The sequence below is a fragment of the Labrys sp. E2SS-1L genome, assembly GCF_057073705.1.
The window spans coordinates 4,586,639-4,601,478 of sequence record NZ_CP172712.1 but is presented as its reverse complement, the minus strand read 5'-3'; the positions used below and the strand labels follow the sequence as shown (position 1 = coordinate 4,601,478).

Sequence of the window (14,840 nt, the reverse complement as noted above, 5' to 3'; positions counted from 1 at the left end):
GACATGATCGAACTACGTCATCTGCGCTATGCCGTCACCGTCGCCGATGAGGGCCATGTGACACGGGCGGCCGAGCGGCTCGGCATCCAGCAGCCACCGCTCAGCCAGCAGATCCGCGTGCTGGAGCGCGCCGTCGGCGCGCCCCTGTTCCAGCGCTTGCCCCGCGGTGTCCGATTGACCGAGCCGGGACGGGTGCTGGTGGAGCGGGCCCGCCTCGTCCTGCAGGATGTCGATGCGGCGCTGGAGGCAACCAAGAGGGCGGCGCGCGGCGAACAGGGCAGGCTTGCGGTCGGCTATACGACCTCGGCAGCCTTCCATCCGCTGGTCTCCGCCGTCATGCGCGGGCTACGCGAGGCCGCACCCGGCATTGCTCTATCGCTGGAAGAAGGCAGCACCGGCGATCTCATCGAATTGCTGCGCGCCGATCGCCTGGATGCGGCCTTTGTCCGCGCCCCGGCTGCCAGGCCCGACGGGCTCATCGTGGAGCCTCTCCATGTCGAGGAGATGCTGGTCGCCCTGCCGGACCATCATCCGCTTGCCGCCGCGTCCCTGCGCCGGCAACGCCTGTCGCTGGGCGCTCTTGCGAACGAGACCTTCGTGCTCAACCGTCGCCCCTCCGGCCCGGGCCTCTATGACGACATCATCGCGGCCTGCCGTGCCGCAGGGTTCAGCCCGATGGTGGGGCAGGAAACGCCGAGGATGGTTTCGACGCTGAGCCTGGTCTCGGCCGGCCTCGGCATTTCGATCGTGCCGGCTTCCATGGCGAAGCTGGAGACGAACGGCATCGTCTATCGACGCCTCGACGGCACGACGGGGCTGACGGCGCCGCTCTACCTCGCGCGCCGCGCGGACGAGCCGAGCCCCAGCCTGTCGAAGTTCCTCGATATGGTGCGCCGGCAGGCTTGATCGTTATCAGGGGAGTATCGGGCCTGGGCGAGACACATGCTCTGCTCGAGAGTGGTGCTGCCCCTCACCTTACCTCTCCCCGTAAGAACGGGGCGAGGAGGCACAAGCGTTGCGATTAGTTTTTGGAGTTTTCATCTCGCCCGACCGTCGGGCGAGATAACAGGCTTTCGGAATGAAACTCGACGTCGAAGCCCCCTCGCCCCGTTCTTACGGGGAGAGGGTAAGGGTGAGGGGCTACGCTACGGTTCAGGAAGCAGCGCCCATTCCCGGCGATCATTCATAGATCGTTGGCCTGGGGCAGGATCACCAGGTCGCGGATGGTGACGTTGCGGGGGCGGCTGAGCATGAACATCACCGCAGCGGCCACTTCCGTCGGCTGCATGAGATCGCCCGCCGCCAAGGCCGCGTCGAGCTTGGCCTTGGGCCAGTCGCTGATCAGGGCGGTGACCACGGGGCCGGGCTGTACGGCGCCGACGCGGATGCCGTGCTTGGCAACCTGGCGCCGGACCGTATGGACGAAGGCTTGCACCGCATGCTTGGAAGCGGTGTAAACAGGCTCCCACACCACCGGGATCATGCCCGCCACCGAAGAGGTGACGATGATGTCGCCGGTCTTGCGCTCAACCATATGCGGCAGCACTTCGCGCACCGTGCGGAAGGCGGCGTTGATGTTGAGATTGAGCATGCGGTCCCAGGCATCGGGATCGCCCTCGACGACCTCGCCGCCGATATAGGAACCGGCATTGGCGTGGAAGATGTCGAGCTGGCCGGCCTTGTCGAGAATCTCGGGCATCATGCGCGATACGCTGGCTGGATCGAGCAGGTTGGTGACCACCGGAATGGCGTTCGGTCCGAGTTCCGCGCAGATCGTTCTGAGGGCATCCTCGGCGCGATCGACGAAGACGACGCGGGCGCCGGCCGCCAGCAGGGCCTTGGCGCATTCCAGGCCGATGCCTGAAGCGGCGCCGGTGATGGCCGCGACCTTGCCGGTGAAGTTCTGGCCCGAAACGTTCTGGCTATTGAGGCCCTGTTCCATGATTGGCATCTCCTGCATCGGTTTCCGCGAGGGCGGAAGCCTCCCGCTACAATTTTGAGTATCTTGGGAAAACGAGCCGGCAAGCTCTTGATCGACAACGACTTACCGGCTCGGGACAAGGTCAGGCGCGGCCGTGGGAAACGCGGGACCTGCGGGCCAGGGAGTCGACGATCACGGCGATGGCGAGCACGGCGCCGGTGATCATGTAGCGCAGCGACGAGGACAGATCGAGCAGCGTCAGCCCGCTCGAAATCGCCTGGATCACGATGATGCCGAGCAGGGCCGAATAGGCGCTGCCGCGACCGCCGAACAAGCTGGTGCCGCCGATGACCGCCGAGGCGATGGCATTGAGGTTCACCTCGCCGGTGCCGGCCTGCTGGCTGGCGGACGCCAGGCGTGCCGCGGCCAGGATGCCGCCGGTCGCCGCCAGGCCGGCGCAGGTCACGAAGGCGGAGGCATAGATGAAGCGCACATTGATGCCGGCGCGCCGTGCTGCCTCGCGATTGCCGCCGACGGCGTTCATCGAGCGGCCCCATTTGGTGCGGGTCAGCGCGTAGTTCATCACCACGACCAGGACGACGAACAGGGTGAACATCCACGGCACGCCGCGGTCCTGGTTGAGATAGAACACCACCAGTTCGAGCGCGATGGTGATCGCGGCGGCGCGCAGCAGGATGAAGGCGAAGGGACGGGCGGAGAGCCCGGCCTCGCGGCGGCGCGATGCGGTGCGGAAATCGGCATAGAAGATCACCACGCCCGCGATGGCGGCCAGCGCATAGGCGAGCGCGTGGGGCATCGTCATGGTCTGGCCGAAATTCACCACCTCCGAGCCGTAGGGCAGGTTGATGGAGCCGGTCGAGCCGAGCAGATAGAGCTGCAGGCCGAGCACGGCCAGCAGGCCCGCCAGGGTGGCGACGAAGCTCGGCATGCCGAAACGGTTGAACAGGAAGGCGTAGACGGCGCCGATGGCCATGCCCGCCAGGATCGCGGCGGGAATGGCCAGCACCACCGGCCAGTTCAGATTGACCCAGAGCACGCCGAGCAGGGCCGAGGACAGGCCGCTCACCGAGCCGACGGAGAGGTCGATCTCGCCCAGCATCAGGATGCAGACGATACCGAGGGCGATCACGCCGACCGTCGAGCAGTCGAACAGCAGATTGACCAGATTGTTGGCCGAGAGGAAGACCGGGCTCAGGCTCTGGAACACGATGCAGATCAGGATGAGGCCGACGATCACCGGCAGGAAGCCGAGATCGCCTGACCTTATGCGCTCCAGGAAGGCGCTGATGGCGCCGCCGATGCTGTCGTCATGTTTCACCCGCACATCGGCGCGGTCGAGCGGTGTCTTGGAGGCGCCCGACTTGGAGGCGCCCGAATCTGAGCGACCTTGCTCGATATTGCTGGTCATGGCTGGCTCTCCTGGCTCTGGTCGGCCTGTGCCTGGCGTCGCGTCGCGCGGCGGGACACCGAGTTTTCGGCGGCTCCGGTAATGGCGCTGATGAGGTCCTGATGGGAATCATGGGGGTAGAACACCCCATTGTTGCGTCCGAGCCGGAGCACCACGATGCGGTCGGCCACGGCACGCACGTCGTCCATGTTGTGGCTGATCATCACCACGCCGAGGCCCCGGTCGCGTACGCGCTCGATGAGATCGAGTACCTCGGCTGTCTGGGCGACGCCGAGGGCCGCCGTCGGCTCGTCGAGCAGGATGATCTTGGGGTCGAGCAGCAGCGAACGGGCGATGGCGACGGTCTGGCGCTGGCCGCCCGACAGGGAGGCGATGGGTTCGCGCACGCTGGGAATGCGGGCCGACAATTCGTTGAGCAGCTTCCAGGCCTTGATCTCCATCGAGACCTCATCGAGCCGGTAGGGCTCGAGTTCGCGGCCGAGAAAGATGTTGGCGACCGAGTCGAGGTTCTCGCACAGAGCAAGATCCTGGAACACGGTGGCGATGCCGAGATTGAGGGCGTCGCTCGGCGTTGCGAGCGTTACCGGCTTGCCGTGGAAGGTGATGGTGCCGGAGCTGGGCTGGTGGACGCCGGCCAGCACCTTGACCAGGGTCGACTTGCCGGCACCGTTGTCGCCGACCAGCGCCACGACCTCGCCAGCATGCACGTCGAGCTCGATATCGGTCAGGGCGGATACGGCACCGAAATGCTTGGAGACGTCGCGCAGGCTCAAGATGAGCTCGCCCGTGGGCGCATTGGCCGATGTGGAACCGGAAGAAAGGTCAGTCATACCGGAGTCCTTTCATAGATGGATCGGGAATGCCTGGCTGCAGGAAGGGTGTGGCAATGCCTCAAGCCCGAGGCCGGCTGTCATGGTGTGGTGCCGCGCGGCATCGTATGAAGTCTACAGTCGACAACAAGTCCGTGGCAGCCGTGATCCCCAGGCCGCGCGAAGGCGGCCGGGGGACCCGTCATCGGCTTACTGGGTGATGCCGAGCTTCTTGCAGCCTTCGGCATAGCGGCCGCCGCAGAGCTGGTCGGCCGTGGCGATCTTCTTGTCGATGATCTCCGCCTTCAGGTTCTTGGAGGTCACGATGGCCGGCACGAACAGCTTGGAGGGGGTGTCGAACAGGGTGGCTTCGGCCTTGGGCGTCTTGCCGGCGAGGAGCTCGACGGCGACGTCGGCGGCGGCTGCGGCGACGATCTCGCTCGGCTTGGAGATCGTGTTGTACTGGTCGCCGGCGATGATCAGCTGCAGGGCGGCGAGGGTGGCGTCATTGCCGGTGACGGGCGGCACGGGGTCGACGCCGGCGGCCTTGAAGGCCGCGATCGCGCCGCCGCCGGTGCCGTCATTGGCGGCGACCACGCCGACGATCTTCTTGCTGAAGCGCGAGATCTGGCCGCTGGCCCATTGCTGGGCGTTGGACGGCAGCCAGTTGGGCGTGTCGAACTCGGCCAGGGTCTTGTAGCCGCTGTCCTTGAGGCCCTCATGGATGCCGTCCCGGATCAGCCGGGCGGCCGCGTCGGTCGGCGAGCCGTTGATCTGCAGCACGCCCGTGTCCTCGGTCGGTGCCTTGGTCGCCTTCAGATGCTCGACCAGGGACTCGGCAATGGCCTTGCCGATCGCCTTGTTGTCGAAGGAGACGTAGAAATCGGCCTTGGCGTCGGGAATGGGACGGTCATAGGCGATGACCTTGATGCCCTGGCCTTGCGCCTGCTTGACCATGGAAGCCGCCGCGGCCGAGTCGACCGGATCGAGCACGATAACCTTGGCGCCCTGGGTGATGACCGAGTTGAATTGCTGCTGCTGCTTGGAGATCGAGGCATCGGCGTTCTGGTAGAGCACCTTGCAGCTCTCGCACAGCTTCTTCATCTGGGCGACGAAGCCGGGATGATCATGCTCTTCATAGCGGGTCGAACCCTGGTCGGGCATGAGGAACGCCACGGTTGCGTCCTTGACCGCCGCATCCTGGGCCAGTGCCGATGCGCTGCCAAGCAGGGACAAGGCCAGGACGGCCGCGCCGGTGGACTTCAAGGATGTGAGTTTCATTCGGGCTTTCTCCCTTGGATATTATGATTGTGCGAATGATCGATGGTGACGTTGCGCGGCCGGGATCGGTCTTGCATCCGCCGCGTTCCGGGATGGAGCTTGGCGGTACAACGCATTGGCTGGCCGCAAGGTGCCAAGGCGCTGCTATTTTTTGATCGGCCCGTCAGGCACTTCGTGTCGCTGGGGCGCTGCCAATGGGAAGAAGCCGGCTGGCGTGGCGTGCCGGCTCGCTTTCCATGGAGGAAAGTAACGCTTCGGGCCGCACTGAAATGGATCGGCGATGATGCTCGCAGCGCCTCTGCCGGGCTGCGTTCGGACCCCTGGGCATGACCGTCTCCCCCAAAACGCGGCCGGCCTTGCGTGGTGTTCTTGGCCTGGCCGTTTGCTCTCGAGCCGTCGGCTCTCCAGTGACAGGAAGCTAACCCGTTGGGGAAACTACGTGCCACCACGTTTCACGGGGTGTGGTGATACTTTTTTGATCGCCTGAACGCGGGGTCGGCTGACCGCCTGGCCGGCTCCTCTGCCTGGCTCAAAACACGTGCTTCGAGAAGGAAGCGTAGCCGGAGGCGAGGATCTGTCCCCAGGTCATGCCATTGTCAGAAAACTGGGACAAGAAGACCGGGGGTGGGCATTCACAGATCAAGCGAGCGAAGGGTTGGAGATCCGGTCATGAGATATGGTTGCGCGCGATGGAATCTACGCGTCGGTGTGGCTTTGCTTGGTGCTGCCGCCCTGGGGCTTGCAGCCCCGTCGGCGGTTCTTGCCCAATCCGATGCCGCACCGGCCGGCGCCAGGCCCTTCCACACCCTCGACGGCAAGCCGCCGCTGGTGATCGGGCATCGTGGCGTGCCGGGTCTGGTGCCTGAGGAGACGGAGGCTTCGTATGATCTCGCCGCCGCCCTCGGAACGGATGCGCTCGAAGAGGATCTGCACCTGACCAAGGATTGCGTGCTGGTGGCACGCCACAATCCCTGGCTGAGCGACAACACCAACGTCGCCGAGGTGGCCAAGACCAATGCCGACGTCGCAGCGCGCAAGCGCACGGTACCCGGCGTCATGGTCAAGGTGAAATGGGCCCAGACGCCGACCAGCGGGCCTGCCGAATATCTCACCGACCTGACCGATCCGGCCAATCCCAAATCGGTGCTGAAGTCCCTGGTCGTCGATGGCGAAGACCATACCAATGACTGGTCGGTCACCGATTTCACCATGGCCGAGCTGAAGAACTGGATCGCCGGCACCACCTATGACGCGGCCAATGAGCGGCCGAAGGTATTCAACGGCAAGTTCCCGGTGCTCAGCTTCCAGGAGATCATCGATATCGCCAGGGCCAAGAGCAAGGAGACCGGGCGTCCGATCGCCATCTACCCGGAAACCAAGAACCCGACCTGGAACAATGCCCAGGCCATCGCCAATGGCTGCGGTGCGCCGGGCAGCCGTCCGCTCGAGGATACCCTGATCAAGATCATCAAGGACAATGGCCTCAACACCAAGGAGGCTCCCATCCTGGTGCAGAGCTTCGAGCCGAGCAGCCTGAAATATATGCGCGAACACGGTCTGCAGACACGACAGGTCCAGCTCATCGATGCGGATGGTGTCGACCTGAAGACCGGCAAGGTGCTCTATGACGACATCACCAATTCACGCCCCTTCGATTGGACGGTTTCGGGCGATGCGCGCTGGTTCGACGCGATGCTGAGCCCCGAGGGCCTGGCGGAGATCAAGATCTATGCCGATGGCATCGGGCCCTGGAAGCCCCAGATCGTCTCGCTCAAGATCTCGCCCTGGAAGGACAGCAATGCCGATGGCACGCCCTATAAGGGCTCCACGCCCGAGGCCTCGACCCAGGAAGCGACCAGCCTCGTCACCGATGCGCACAAGGCCGGCCTGTTCGTGCATGTCTTCACCTTCCGGAACGAGAAGAAATACCTGGCTGCCGATTATCATGGCGATCCGAGCCTGGAATATCTGAAGTTCTTCCGGCTGGGCATCGATGGCGTTTTCACCGATTTCACGCATACGGGGGTCGCGGCCCGCGCTGCCTATCTGCGCGAACTCGGTTGGTAGGAGGCCGCCCTCGCATCCGCATGAAGGCGGCAATGTTGGTGTAATAACAGCCGAGCAAAACCGCGGAGCGCGGGCAGGACGGTATCGCGCTCTGGGCCTGCGACATGCGGATCTATTGTCTCTGCCTTTGGCTGCTCGCTCCCCTCGCGATGCTGTCGGTCTTCCGGCACAAGCCAGCGATCGCCATTGCCAATCCCGGATAGGACCTCTCGTTGCTCGACGTCATGGCGACTGGGACGCTCGCGCCGGCGGTTGGGCGGGTGGAAATGGTTTGGGCGGTCCCCCTTGGTGGCGTCAGGCCACCAATTTCAAGACCGTGTTCCAGTTGCGGCCGGTCACCAGCGTGCCGAGATGGCGCTCGATCAGCTTGGTGGTGAGCTTGGAACGGCCTATGCCATCCGGGTAATGGGCGTAGAGACAGCGCTCGCCGGCGGCGACGCTCTCGCGTTCCCGGATTGCCACGCGCAGGGAAGCGACGGCAGATGGGTCGATGTCATGCTTGCTGGGGAGTGCCAACAGGTGGGCAGGGTCGTCCGCGGCTTCCCTCGGATAGGGATTGGCATCGATCATGGCCTGCCATTGTGGCGTGGTACGGATGACGAAGGTGGTCGACACGCCGAACTTCTCGAATACGGCTTGTTCCCAGCGCTGCTCAAGATCGGGCAGGGCCGCCTCGCGGGCCTCGAAGGTCAGGTTGCCGCTCTGGAGCAGGGTCGTGACCCCGGAGAAGCCGAGGTCTTCGCCGAGGGCGCGCAGTTCGGCCATCTTGATCGTCGAGCTTCCGCCGACATTGATGGCACGCAGCAAGGCGATGTAGCGCATGATCGGGTCCTTGTTCGGGGGACGTGCGACGTCGAGCCTGTAAGCCAGCGTCGAGGCAATTGGGCGGGATATCGGCTATTCCAGCACGGACTTGGCATGCATGGTCAAGGCAATTCGGGGGACGCGGCGGCCGTCCACGTCGATCATTCAGGGGAAGTTGCGTTGATGTCGTCCGCGAATCTGCGCATGAGCCGCACGAGGTCCCGAACATCGCCCGGCTCCCATCCGGCAAAGATCGCGCGGCCCATCTTCTCGCGGGCAGCGTCGACCAGATCGGTCATGGCCTTGCCCTTGGGCGTAATGGTCGCCTCGCGAATACGTCTATCGGCAACGCTGCCCTGACGATCCACCAAGCCGAGGCTCTCGAGTTTTGCCACTTGCCGGCTGACCGTCGTGTAGTCCCGCCCCACGCGGTCGGCCAATTCCACCACGCCGATGGGGCCGAGCCGCTCTACCATGACCAGCAACGGAAACAGAGCGCGATCGAGAGAGATGCCGGCTGCCCGCACCATCGCCTCGTCACGCTGGGGGCGGTTCATCACGCTGACGATGTCGATCAGCGCGCCGTGAAGCTCGCGCAGCAAGGTGCTAATATGTGTATTTTGCATATTATTAATTGACGGCATGTCCAGTCTCCTATTATGTGCATATTACACATATGGAGATGAGCATGACAGAGAAATTTGCAGTTGACGTTCTCATTTGCGGGGCGGGGGCGGCCGGGTTGACGCTGGCGATCGATCTCGCGCGGCGCGGCGTGTCCTTCCGACTGATCGAGAAAATGGACAAGCCGTTCCACGGATCGCGCGGCAAGGGCATTCAGCCGAGAACGCTGGAGATCTTCGAGGACCTCGGAGTTCTGGACCGGATGGCGGCCGCCGGTGGGCCCTATCCGCGGCAGCGCCACTATCATGATGACGGCAGTCACAGCGATTCTGAACTCATGGAGCAGCAAGCCCCGATACCAGCCGAACCGTATCGCACCCCGTTGATGCTGCCGCAGTTCTTGACCGAGGCCATCCTGCGCGAACGTCTTGCAGAATTGGGACATCACCCTGAGTTTGGGTCAGAATTGGTGGGCTTCGACCAGAACGAGACCGGCGTAGCAGTACGGATCGTCGGCAGGACGGGCGAAGAGAACATTCGCGTGCGCTGGCTCGTCGGTGCCGATGGCGGCCGCAGTTTCGTGCGCCAGGCGCTCGACCTCGGCTTCCCGGGCAGGACGCTCGGCGTTCGCGCCATCGTCGCCGACGTTTCCCTGACTGGTTTGAACCGGGATGTCTGGCATCGTTTTGGGGACAAGGACATGCAGCGGCAGATCTCGCTTTGCCCGCTCGCGGGAACAGACCTTTTCCAGATACAGGGGCCGGTTCCGCTTGAAGGCGACGTCGACCTCTCCGTCGAGGGGCTGAATGCCATGGTGGCGCAACGCACCGGCCGGGACGACATCCAGGTGACATCCGTCTCCTGGGCTTCCGCTTTCGGCATGAATGCCCGGCTTGCCGATCGATATCGCGTTGGTCGCGTATTCCTGGTCGGAGATGCGGCGCATACGCATCCGCCGACCGGGGGACAGGGTCTCAATACCAGCGTGCAGGATGCCTATAATCTCGGTTGGAAACTGGCAGCTGTTCTGGCCGGTGCCCGAGGCCAACTGCTCGACACCTATGAGGAGGAGCGCCGCCCCATAGCCGCAGCCATGCTCGGCCTTTCCACAAGTCTGCTGGAAGATCTCAAACGCGGCGAGATACGGCGTGGCCGCGAGACGCAGCAGCTCGATATCGGCTATCCCAAGTCGTCGCTGACGATCGAGCGGCTAGCACGAGATGGTGACGTGCTTGCGGGGGATCGGGCTCCGGACGCGCCGGTCCAGGGTGCGGCAGGACAATCCATGCGTCTGTTCGACCTGTTCAAGGGCACCCATTGGACGCTGTTGGCCTACGAGGCCAACCGGGCCGCCTTGCCGCCCCGCCGCGGGCTGCATATCCGCCATATCGGCGAACGGGGCGACATCATCGACCATGCTGGCCATGTCCGCGACATCTATGTTCTCGGTCCGGGCGATTGGGTGCTCGTCCGGCCCGATGGCTATATTGCCACCATCCTTGCTTCCGCCGAAATGTCAGTGCTGCAACGCTATCTCGAGGAGGTAGGCCTCGGCCAGCCGGAACAGGCGCATCCGTGACCCGCTGCGGTGGAATGGCGAGCTGGCCGCATAGCTTCGCCGCCCCGGCCAAGGCCTTATTGCGGTGCGACGAAGAAGAAATCCGCCGGTGGCAGCGAGCCGTAGACATAGGGTTCCTGGCGGTTGCCGGTGACGTCGAGCACATCCTGGCGTACGAAGCGGAAGATCTTGTTGATCTCCACGCCCGGCTCGACAAGGCGCCTGGCGAGCGAAAGGGCGAACGGGCTGTTGGCCTGATCGCCATCGGCGGCCGTGGTGCCCTCTTTGGCGGAATAAACCACCAGCGTGGCGCCGGCCGGCTCCACGCGCGATAGGCCGCGATCGATCGAACGGCTCGCCACGCTCCGCTTCATCTGCGCGATGAAGGGATTGTTGCGGCAGGCGTCGAGCACCACGAGCTTGAGCTTGCGCGCGCCGTCGAGCGTGCTCATCACCCGCTCCAGCGGAACGGCTTCATCGGGAACATCGCGGTCGGATTCGAGCACGGCGTCCAGCGGGATCAGATAGTTCTTGTTATCCACCTCGATGCCGTGGCCAGCATAGTAGATTACGGCCCAGTCCGATTGGTCGGCCTTGCGCGCAAAGGCTTTCAGTGCGGCGATCATGCCGGCGCGATCGAGGTCGTGCGCAATCGTGACGTCGTCCACCCCGGTTTGGCGCAGCGCCTGCCCGATGAGATCGGCGTCGCGCAGCGTATTCGGCAACTGGGATACCGAACGATAGGCGGAGTTGCCGATGACCAAGGCGACGCGGCGAGGCGCCGGGCCGGTTGTATCGATCACGGGCGCTGACTTGGTGACAGGGACGGTCTTGGCAATCGGAGCCGTGTCGACGGCGAAAGCCGGCTTCGACGTATCCTGGGCCGTTTCGATCGTACCGCCGGCATTGTCTGGCGAAGCGTCAGCCGTCACCATCATCGAGGCCTGCGGTTCGGCCGGCTGATAGGTGATGGTGCCGTCGGCGCCTTTTTGCCAGCGATAGACGATCAGATCGGGCGTGGTGCGGTCGCCCTTGGCGTCGAAGGCGATGTCGCCGAGAACGGTGCGGAACGGCTTGCCGGCATGCATCGCTTCCGCCAGGCGTCTTGGATCCAGCGTTTGGGCCCGTGCAGCGGCCTGCTGGAAAACCTGGATCGCGGCATAGGCGTAGAGGCCATAGCCTTCCGCCAGAGAGGGTTCCACGCGGATGATGTCGGCGGCCGCAGGGTTCTGGCCATGCGGGGGAGGAAAGGTCATCAGCGTGCCGATCACGGCATCGCCGCCAAGGGCAGGAAAGTCGCTGCCGATCAGGCCGTCGCCGGAAAACAGCACGGTCTTGAGGCCCCGTTGGCGCAACTGCCTGAGAATGAGGGCCGCCTCGGTATAGAGGCCGCCCCAGAGCAGAAGGTCGGCCCGCGCCTTGCCCAGCCGGTCGACGATGGCGGAATAATCCTTCTCGCCGACATCGACACCAGCCTCCAGCACCGGCTTGAATCCCGCCTGCGCGAAGGCATCACGGGCACTAGCCGCCAGACCCTGGCCATAGGGGGTCTTGTCATGCAGGATAGCCACCCTCTTGCCCTTGAAATTCCTGGCGGCATAGTCCGCCCAGACGCCGCCCTGGCGATCGTCGCGGCCAGTGACGCGGAAGACGTTCCACAGGCCGCGCTCGGTTACCCTCGGATTGGTGGCGGAGGGCGAGATCATGATCATGCCGCGCTCGGCATAGATCTCGGAGGCCGGAATGGTGACGCCCGAGTTGAAATGCCCCACCACCAGCTTGATGCCCTGGTCCGCAAGCTTGTTGGCAGCCGCCACGCCCTGTCGTGGATCGGAAACGTCGTCGGCCACGACGATCTCCACCTGCTGGCCGGCGATGCCGCCCTTGGCATTGATGGCTGCCGCAGCCGCCTCGGCACCTTTTCGCATCTGCTCGCCGAAGACGGCGTTCGGACCCGTCATCGGGCCTGCCACGCCGAGCTTGATCTGCGCCCCGGCGGGCGTTCCGGTTGAAAGGCCGATTGCCAGGAGCAGGCAGGTCAACCAGGCCATCCGCATGGCGGGTTCCTCTCGATGTCCGGAAAAATATCAACCATAGGTTGAGGTGAATCATAAGGCATCGCAGCCGGCTGCGACAGTCATGCCGGTAACAAGCAACCGGTTGGCGGGGTCGGTGCAGCAAGGAAAGCGGGGAGCATGATGTCCGGTTTGCGCCGGCGAACGCCTTAACGTCGCTAAGTATAACTCGAATCACGATTTGACGCTGCCAAGTATCTATGAAACCGTCCGAATTTGGGCCCGTGGTTTTTCCGGACAGAGTCGCCGGCGCGTGCCGAAGCTTGATTGAACAGCGCGACGATCGTCTGGGGGATTCTTCGCCTCAGACATCGTCCACCGGCGTCAAAGCCGACAACGGACCGGTCAACGGCCGATGAGGAAACACGACATCCGGCACGGGTGCGGTGGGCTGTGCCCGGCCGGCGGGGGAGAGCATCGATGTCAGTCAGTACGGCAAGTGTAGACCCTTCGGCGCCGATGAGCAGGGAAGACAAGAAGGTTATCTTCGCCTCTTCTCTGGGCACGGCTTTCGAATGGTACGATTTCTTCATTTATGGTTCATTGGCGACCTATATCGCCGCCCATTTCTTTTCTTCGCTGAGCGAGACCGCAAGTTTCCTTGCCACGCTGCTGGCCTGGGCCGCAGGCTTCATCGTCCGGCCTTTCGGGGCTCTCGTCTTCGGTCGCGTGGGCGATCTGGTCGGACGCAAATACACCTTCCTCGTCACCATCACGCTGATGGGCGCCTCGACCTTCCTGGTCGGCCTGCTGCCCAGCTATGCCTGGTGCCAGCAAAATCTTGGCGTCGGCGCCATTGCGCCCACGATCCTGATCGCGCTGCGCATCGTGCAGGGCCTGGCTCTCGGCGGCGAATATGGCGGGGCCGCGACCTATGTCGCCGAGCATGCACCGGCCGGCAAGCGCGGCCTTTACACGGGCTGGATCCAGGCGACGGCAACCGGCGGTCTCTTGCTCTCGCTGATCATCATCCTGCTGATCCGGCAATATATGAGCGATGCCGCCTTCAGCGACTGGGGCTGGCGTATCCCCTTCTGGATCTCGATCATTCTCTTGCTGATCTCGGTCTGGATCCGCATGCAGCTCGCCGAAAGCCCATCCTTCGTCAAGATGAAGGAGGAGGGGGCAACCTCCAAGGCGCCGCTGAGTGAGGCCTTCCTGAAGTGGTCCAACCTCAAGATCGGCCTGATCGCGCTGTTCGGCATGGTCGCCGGCGAGGCCGTCGTCTGGTATTCGGGGCAGTTCTACGCCTTGCTCTATCTGACCAAGACCCTGCGCGTGGATCTCACCACCGCCTCGCTATTGCTGGGCGTCGCCTTGGCGATCAGCCTGCCGCTCTACGTGTTCTTCGGCTGGCTGTCCGACAAGATCGGCCGCAAATGGATCATGCTGCTCGGCTTCCTGCTGGCGGCGGTGTTCTACCAGCCGATCTTCAAGGCCATCACCCACTACGCCAATCCGGCGCTCGAGACCGCACTCGCCAAATCGGCCGTCAGCGTCATCGCCGACCCGGCCGATTGCTCGGTTCAGTTCGACCCGATCGGCACCGCCAAGTTCACCTCCTCCTGCGACGTGGCCAAGAATTTCCTGGCCTCGAGCTCGGTGTCCTACACCAATGAGGCGGCTGCACCGGGGACGCCGGCTTCGGTGAAGATCGGCGAAACCGTGATCCCGTCCTATGTCGCGACAGGCCTCGACGCTGCCGCTGCCAAGGCCAAGAAAGCCGAGTTCACGACGGCCCTCTACAAGGCCTTGAAGGATCATCAATATCCGGTGTCGGAAAAGCAGGCGCCGGTGAAAGACGCCAGCGGTGCCGTCGTCAAGAATCCGGATGGCACCGACAAGACCGCCACCACCTATGCGATGGCGCCGGCCGATCAGTCCGCGATCAACAAGCCCATGCTGGTGGTGATGTTGATCGTGCTGATCGTCCTCGTCACGCTGGTCTATGGCCCGATGGCCGCCGCCCTGGTGGAGCTCTATCCCACCCGCATCCGCTATACCGGCATGTCCTTGCCCTATCATATCGGCAATGGCTGGTTCGGCGGCCTGGTACCCTTCGTGATCTTCGCGATGGTGGCGGCCAGCGGCGATCTCTATTACGGCTTGTGGTATCCGATCGTGGTTGCGGCGCTGACCTTCGTGATCGGCTTGCTGTTCGTGCCGGAAACCAAGGATCGCGATCTCGACAATATTCCGTCCTGATTGCCAGGCAGACGAGTTGGAAATCGGCGCGGCACTCCGGTGTCGCGCCGTTTTCGTTTTGGTGAAG

Annotated in this window: 11 protein-coding genes; 4 read left to right on the top strand and 7 right to left on the bottom strand. The window is 63.9% G+C overall.

The genetic code is table 11. The features are described 5' to 3' along the window. Positions 1–3 precede the first annotated feature (3 nt). Positions 4–906 (top strand): LysR family transcriptional regulator, encoded by a 903-nt coding sequence (locus tag ACIGJE_RS21450; RefSeq protein ID WP_415087131.1) that lies wholly within the window; start codon positions 4–6, stop codon positions 904–906. 277 nt (positions 907–1,183) lie between these two features. Here ACIGJE_RS21450 and ACIGJE_RS21445 read toward each other — a convergent pair whose 3' ends face one another. The 4 genes from ACIGJE_RS21445 to ACIGJE_RS21430 form a co-directional block, all read right to left on the bottom strand. Beyond that, entirely contained in the window at positions 1,184–1,942 is a 759-nt protein-coding gene (locus ACIGJE_RS21445; protein WP_415087129.1) for an SDR family oxidoreductase, read from the bottom strand. Positions 1,943–2,063: 121 nt separating this feature from the next. Beyond that, on the bottom strand, positions 2,064–3,350 hold the full coding sequence (locus tag ACIGJE_RS21440; protein ID WP_415087127.1) for a sugar ABC transporter permease: 1,287 nt from the start codon (positions 3,348–3,350) through the stop codon (positions 2,064–2,066). Then, entirely contained in the window at positions 3,347–4,180 is an 834-nt protein-coding gene (locus ACIGJE_RS21435) for an ATP-binding cassette domain-containing protein (RefSeq protein ID WP_415087125.1), read from the bottom strand. The genes ACIGJE_RS21440 and ACIGJE_RS21435 overlap by 4 nt, the downstream gene beginning before the upstream one ends. A gap of 189 nt (positions 4,181–4,369) precedes the next feature. Beyond that, positions 4,370–5,440 (bottom strand): ABC transporter substrate-binding protein, encoded by a 1,071-nt coding sequence (locus ACIGJE_RS21430; RefSeq protein WP_311941888.1) that lies wholly within the window; start codon positions 5,438–5,440, stop codon positions 4,370–4,372. A 669-nt stretch (positions 5,441–6,109) separates the two neighbouring features. Here ACIGJE_RS21430 and ACIGJE_RS21425 point away from each other — a divergent pair. Next, complete coding sequence (locus ACIGJE_RS21425) at positions 6,110–7,507, top strand: glycerophosphodiester phosphodiesterase family protein (RefSeq protein WP_415087123.1); 1,398 nt, start codon at positions 6,110–6,112, stop codon at positions 7,505–7,507. 294 nt (positions 7,508–7,801) lie between these two features. On the opposite strand, the gene ACIGJE_RS21420 is transcribed toward ACIGJE_RS21425, so the two are convergent. Beyond that, positions 7,802–8,329, bottom strand: a complete 528-nt coding sequence (locus tag ACIGJE_RS21420; protein WP_367623277.1) for a DUF1697 domain-containing protein — start codon at positions 8,327–8,329, stop codon at positions 7,802–7,804. Between the two features lie 143 nt (positions 8,330–8,472). After that, positions 8,473–8,955: a MarR family winged helix-turn-helix transcriptional regulator gene (locus tag ACIGJE_RS21415; RefSeq protein ID WP_483678649.1), complete on the bottom strand. Its 483-nt coding sequence runs from the start codon at positions 8,953–8,955 to the stop codon at positions 8,473–8,475. 44 nt (positions 8,956–8,999) lie between these two features. Here ACIGJE_RS21415 and ACIGJE_RS21410 point away from each other — a divergent pair, with 44 nt between their 5' ends. After that, complete coding sequence (locus ACIGJE_RS21410; RefSeq protein WP_483680291.1) at positions 9,000–10,514, top strand: FAD-dependent oxidoreductase; 1,515 nt, start codon at positions 9,000–9,002, stop codon at positions 10,512–10,514. A gap of 56 nt (positions 10,515–10,570) precedes the next feature. Here the strand turns inward: ACIGJE_RS21410 and ACIGJE_RS21405 are convergent, their stop codons facing one another. Then, positions 10,571–12,550 carry an ABC transporter substrate-binding protein gene (locus ACIGJE_RS21405; RefSeq protein ID WP_483678648.1) on the bottom strand — a complete coding sequence of 660 codons (1,980 nt, stop codon included), beginning with the start codon at positions 12,548–12,550 and terminating at the stop codon, positions 10,571–10,573. 438 nt (positions 12,551–12,988) lie between these two features. Here ACIGJE_RS21405 and ACIGJE_RS21400 point away from each other — a divergent pair, with 438 nt between their 5' ends. Further along, positions 12,989–14,773, top strand: coding sequence for an MFS transporter (locus ACIGJE_RS21400; protein WP_311941873.1), 1,785 nt, complete (start codon positions 12,989–12,991; stop codon positions 14,771–14,773). The last annotated feature ends 67 nt before the right edge of the window (positions 14,774–14,840 follow it).

Excerpts from the sequence above, each read along its gene's own strand:
- ACIGJE_RS21405 (WP_483678648.1), bottom strand. The coding sequence starts at position 12,550 with ATGCGGATGGCCTGGTTGACCTGCCTGCTCCTGGCAATCGGCCTTTCA.
- ACIGJE_RS21435 (WP_415087125.1), bottom strand. The coding sequence starts at position 4,180 with ATGACTGACCTTTCTTCCGGTTCCACATCGGCCAATGCGCCCACGGGC.
- ACIGJE_RS21450 (WP_415087131.1), top strand. The coding sequence starts at position 4 with ATGATCGAACTACGTCATCTGCGCTATGCCGTCACCGTCGCCGATGAG.
- ACIGJE_RS21400 (WP_311941873.1), top strand. The coding sequence starts at position 12,989 with ATGTCAGTCAGTACGGCAAGTGTAGACCCTTCGGCGCCGATGAGCAGG.
- ACIGJE_RS21445 (WP_415087129.1), bottom strand. The coding sequence starts at position 1,942 with ATGGAACAGGGCCTCAATAGCCAGAACGTTTCGGGCCAGAACTTCACC.
- ACIGJE_RS21415 (WP_483678649.1), bottom strand. The coding sequence starts at position 8,955 with ATGCCGTCAATTAATAATATGCAAAATACACATATTAGCACCTTGCTG.
- ACIGJE_RS21440 (WP_415087127.1), bottom strand. The coding sequence starts at position 3,350 with ATGACCAGCAATATCGAGCAAGGTCGCTCAGATTCGGGCGCCTCCAAG.
- ACIGJE_RS21410 (WP_483680291.1), top strand. The coding sequence starts at position 9,000 with ATGACAGAGAAATTTGCAGTTGACGTTCTCATTTGCGGGGCGGGGGCG.
- ACIGJE_RS21420 (WP_367623277.1), bottom strand. The coding sequence starts at position 8,329 with ATGCGCTACATCGCCTTGCTGCGTGCCATCAATGTCGGCGGAAGCTCG.
- ACIGJE_RS21425 (WP_415087123.1), top strand. The coding sequence starts at position 6,110 with ATGAGATATGGTTGCGCGCGATGGAATCTACGCGTCGGTGTGGCTTTG.
- ACIGJE_RS21430 (WP_311941888.1), bottom strand. The coding sequence starts at position 5,440 with ATGAAACTCACATCCTTGAAGTCCACCGGCGCGGCCGTCCTGGCCTTG.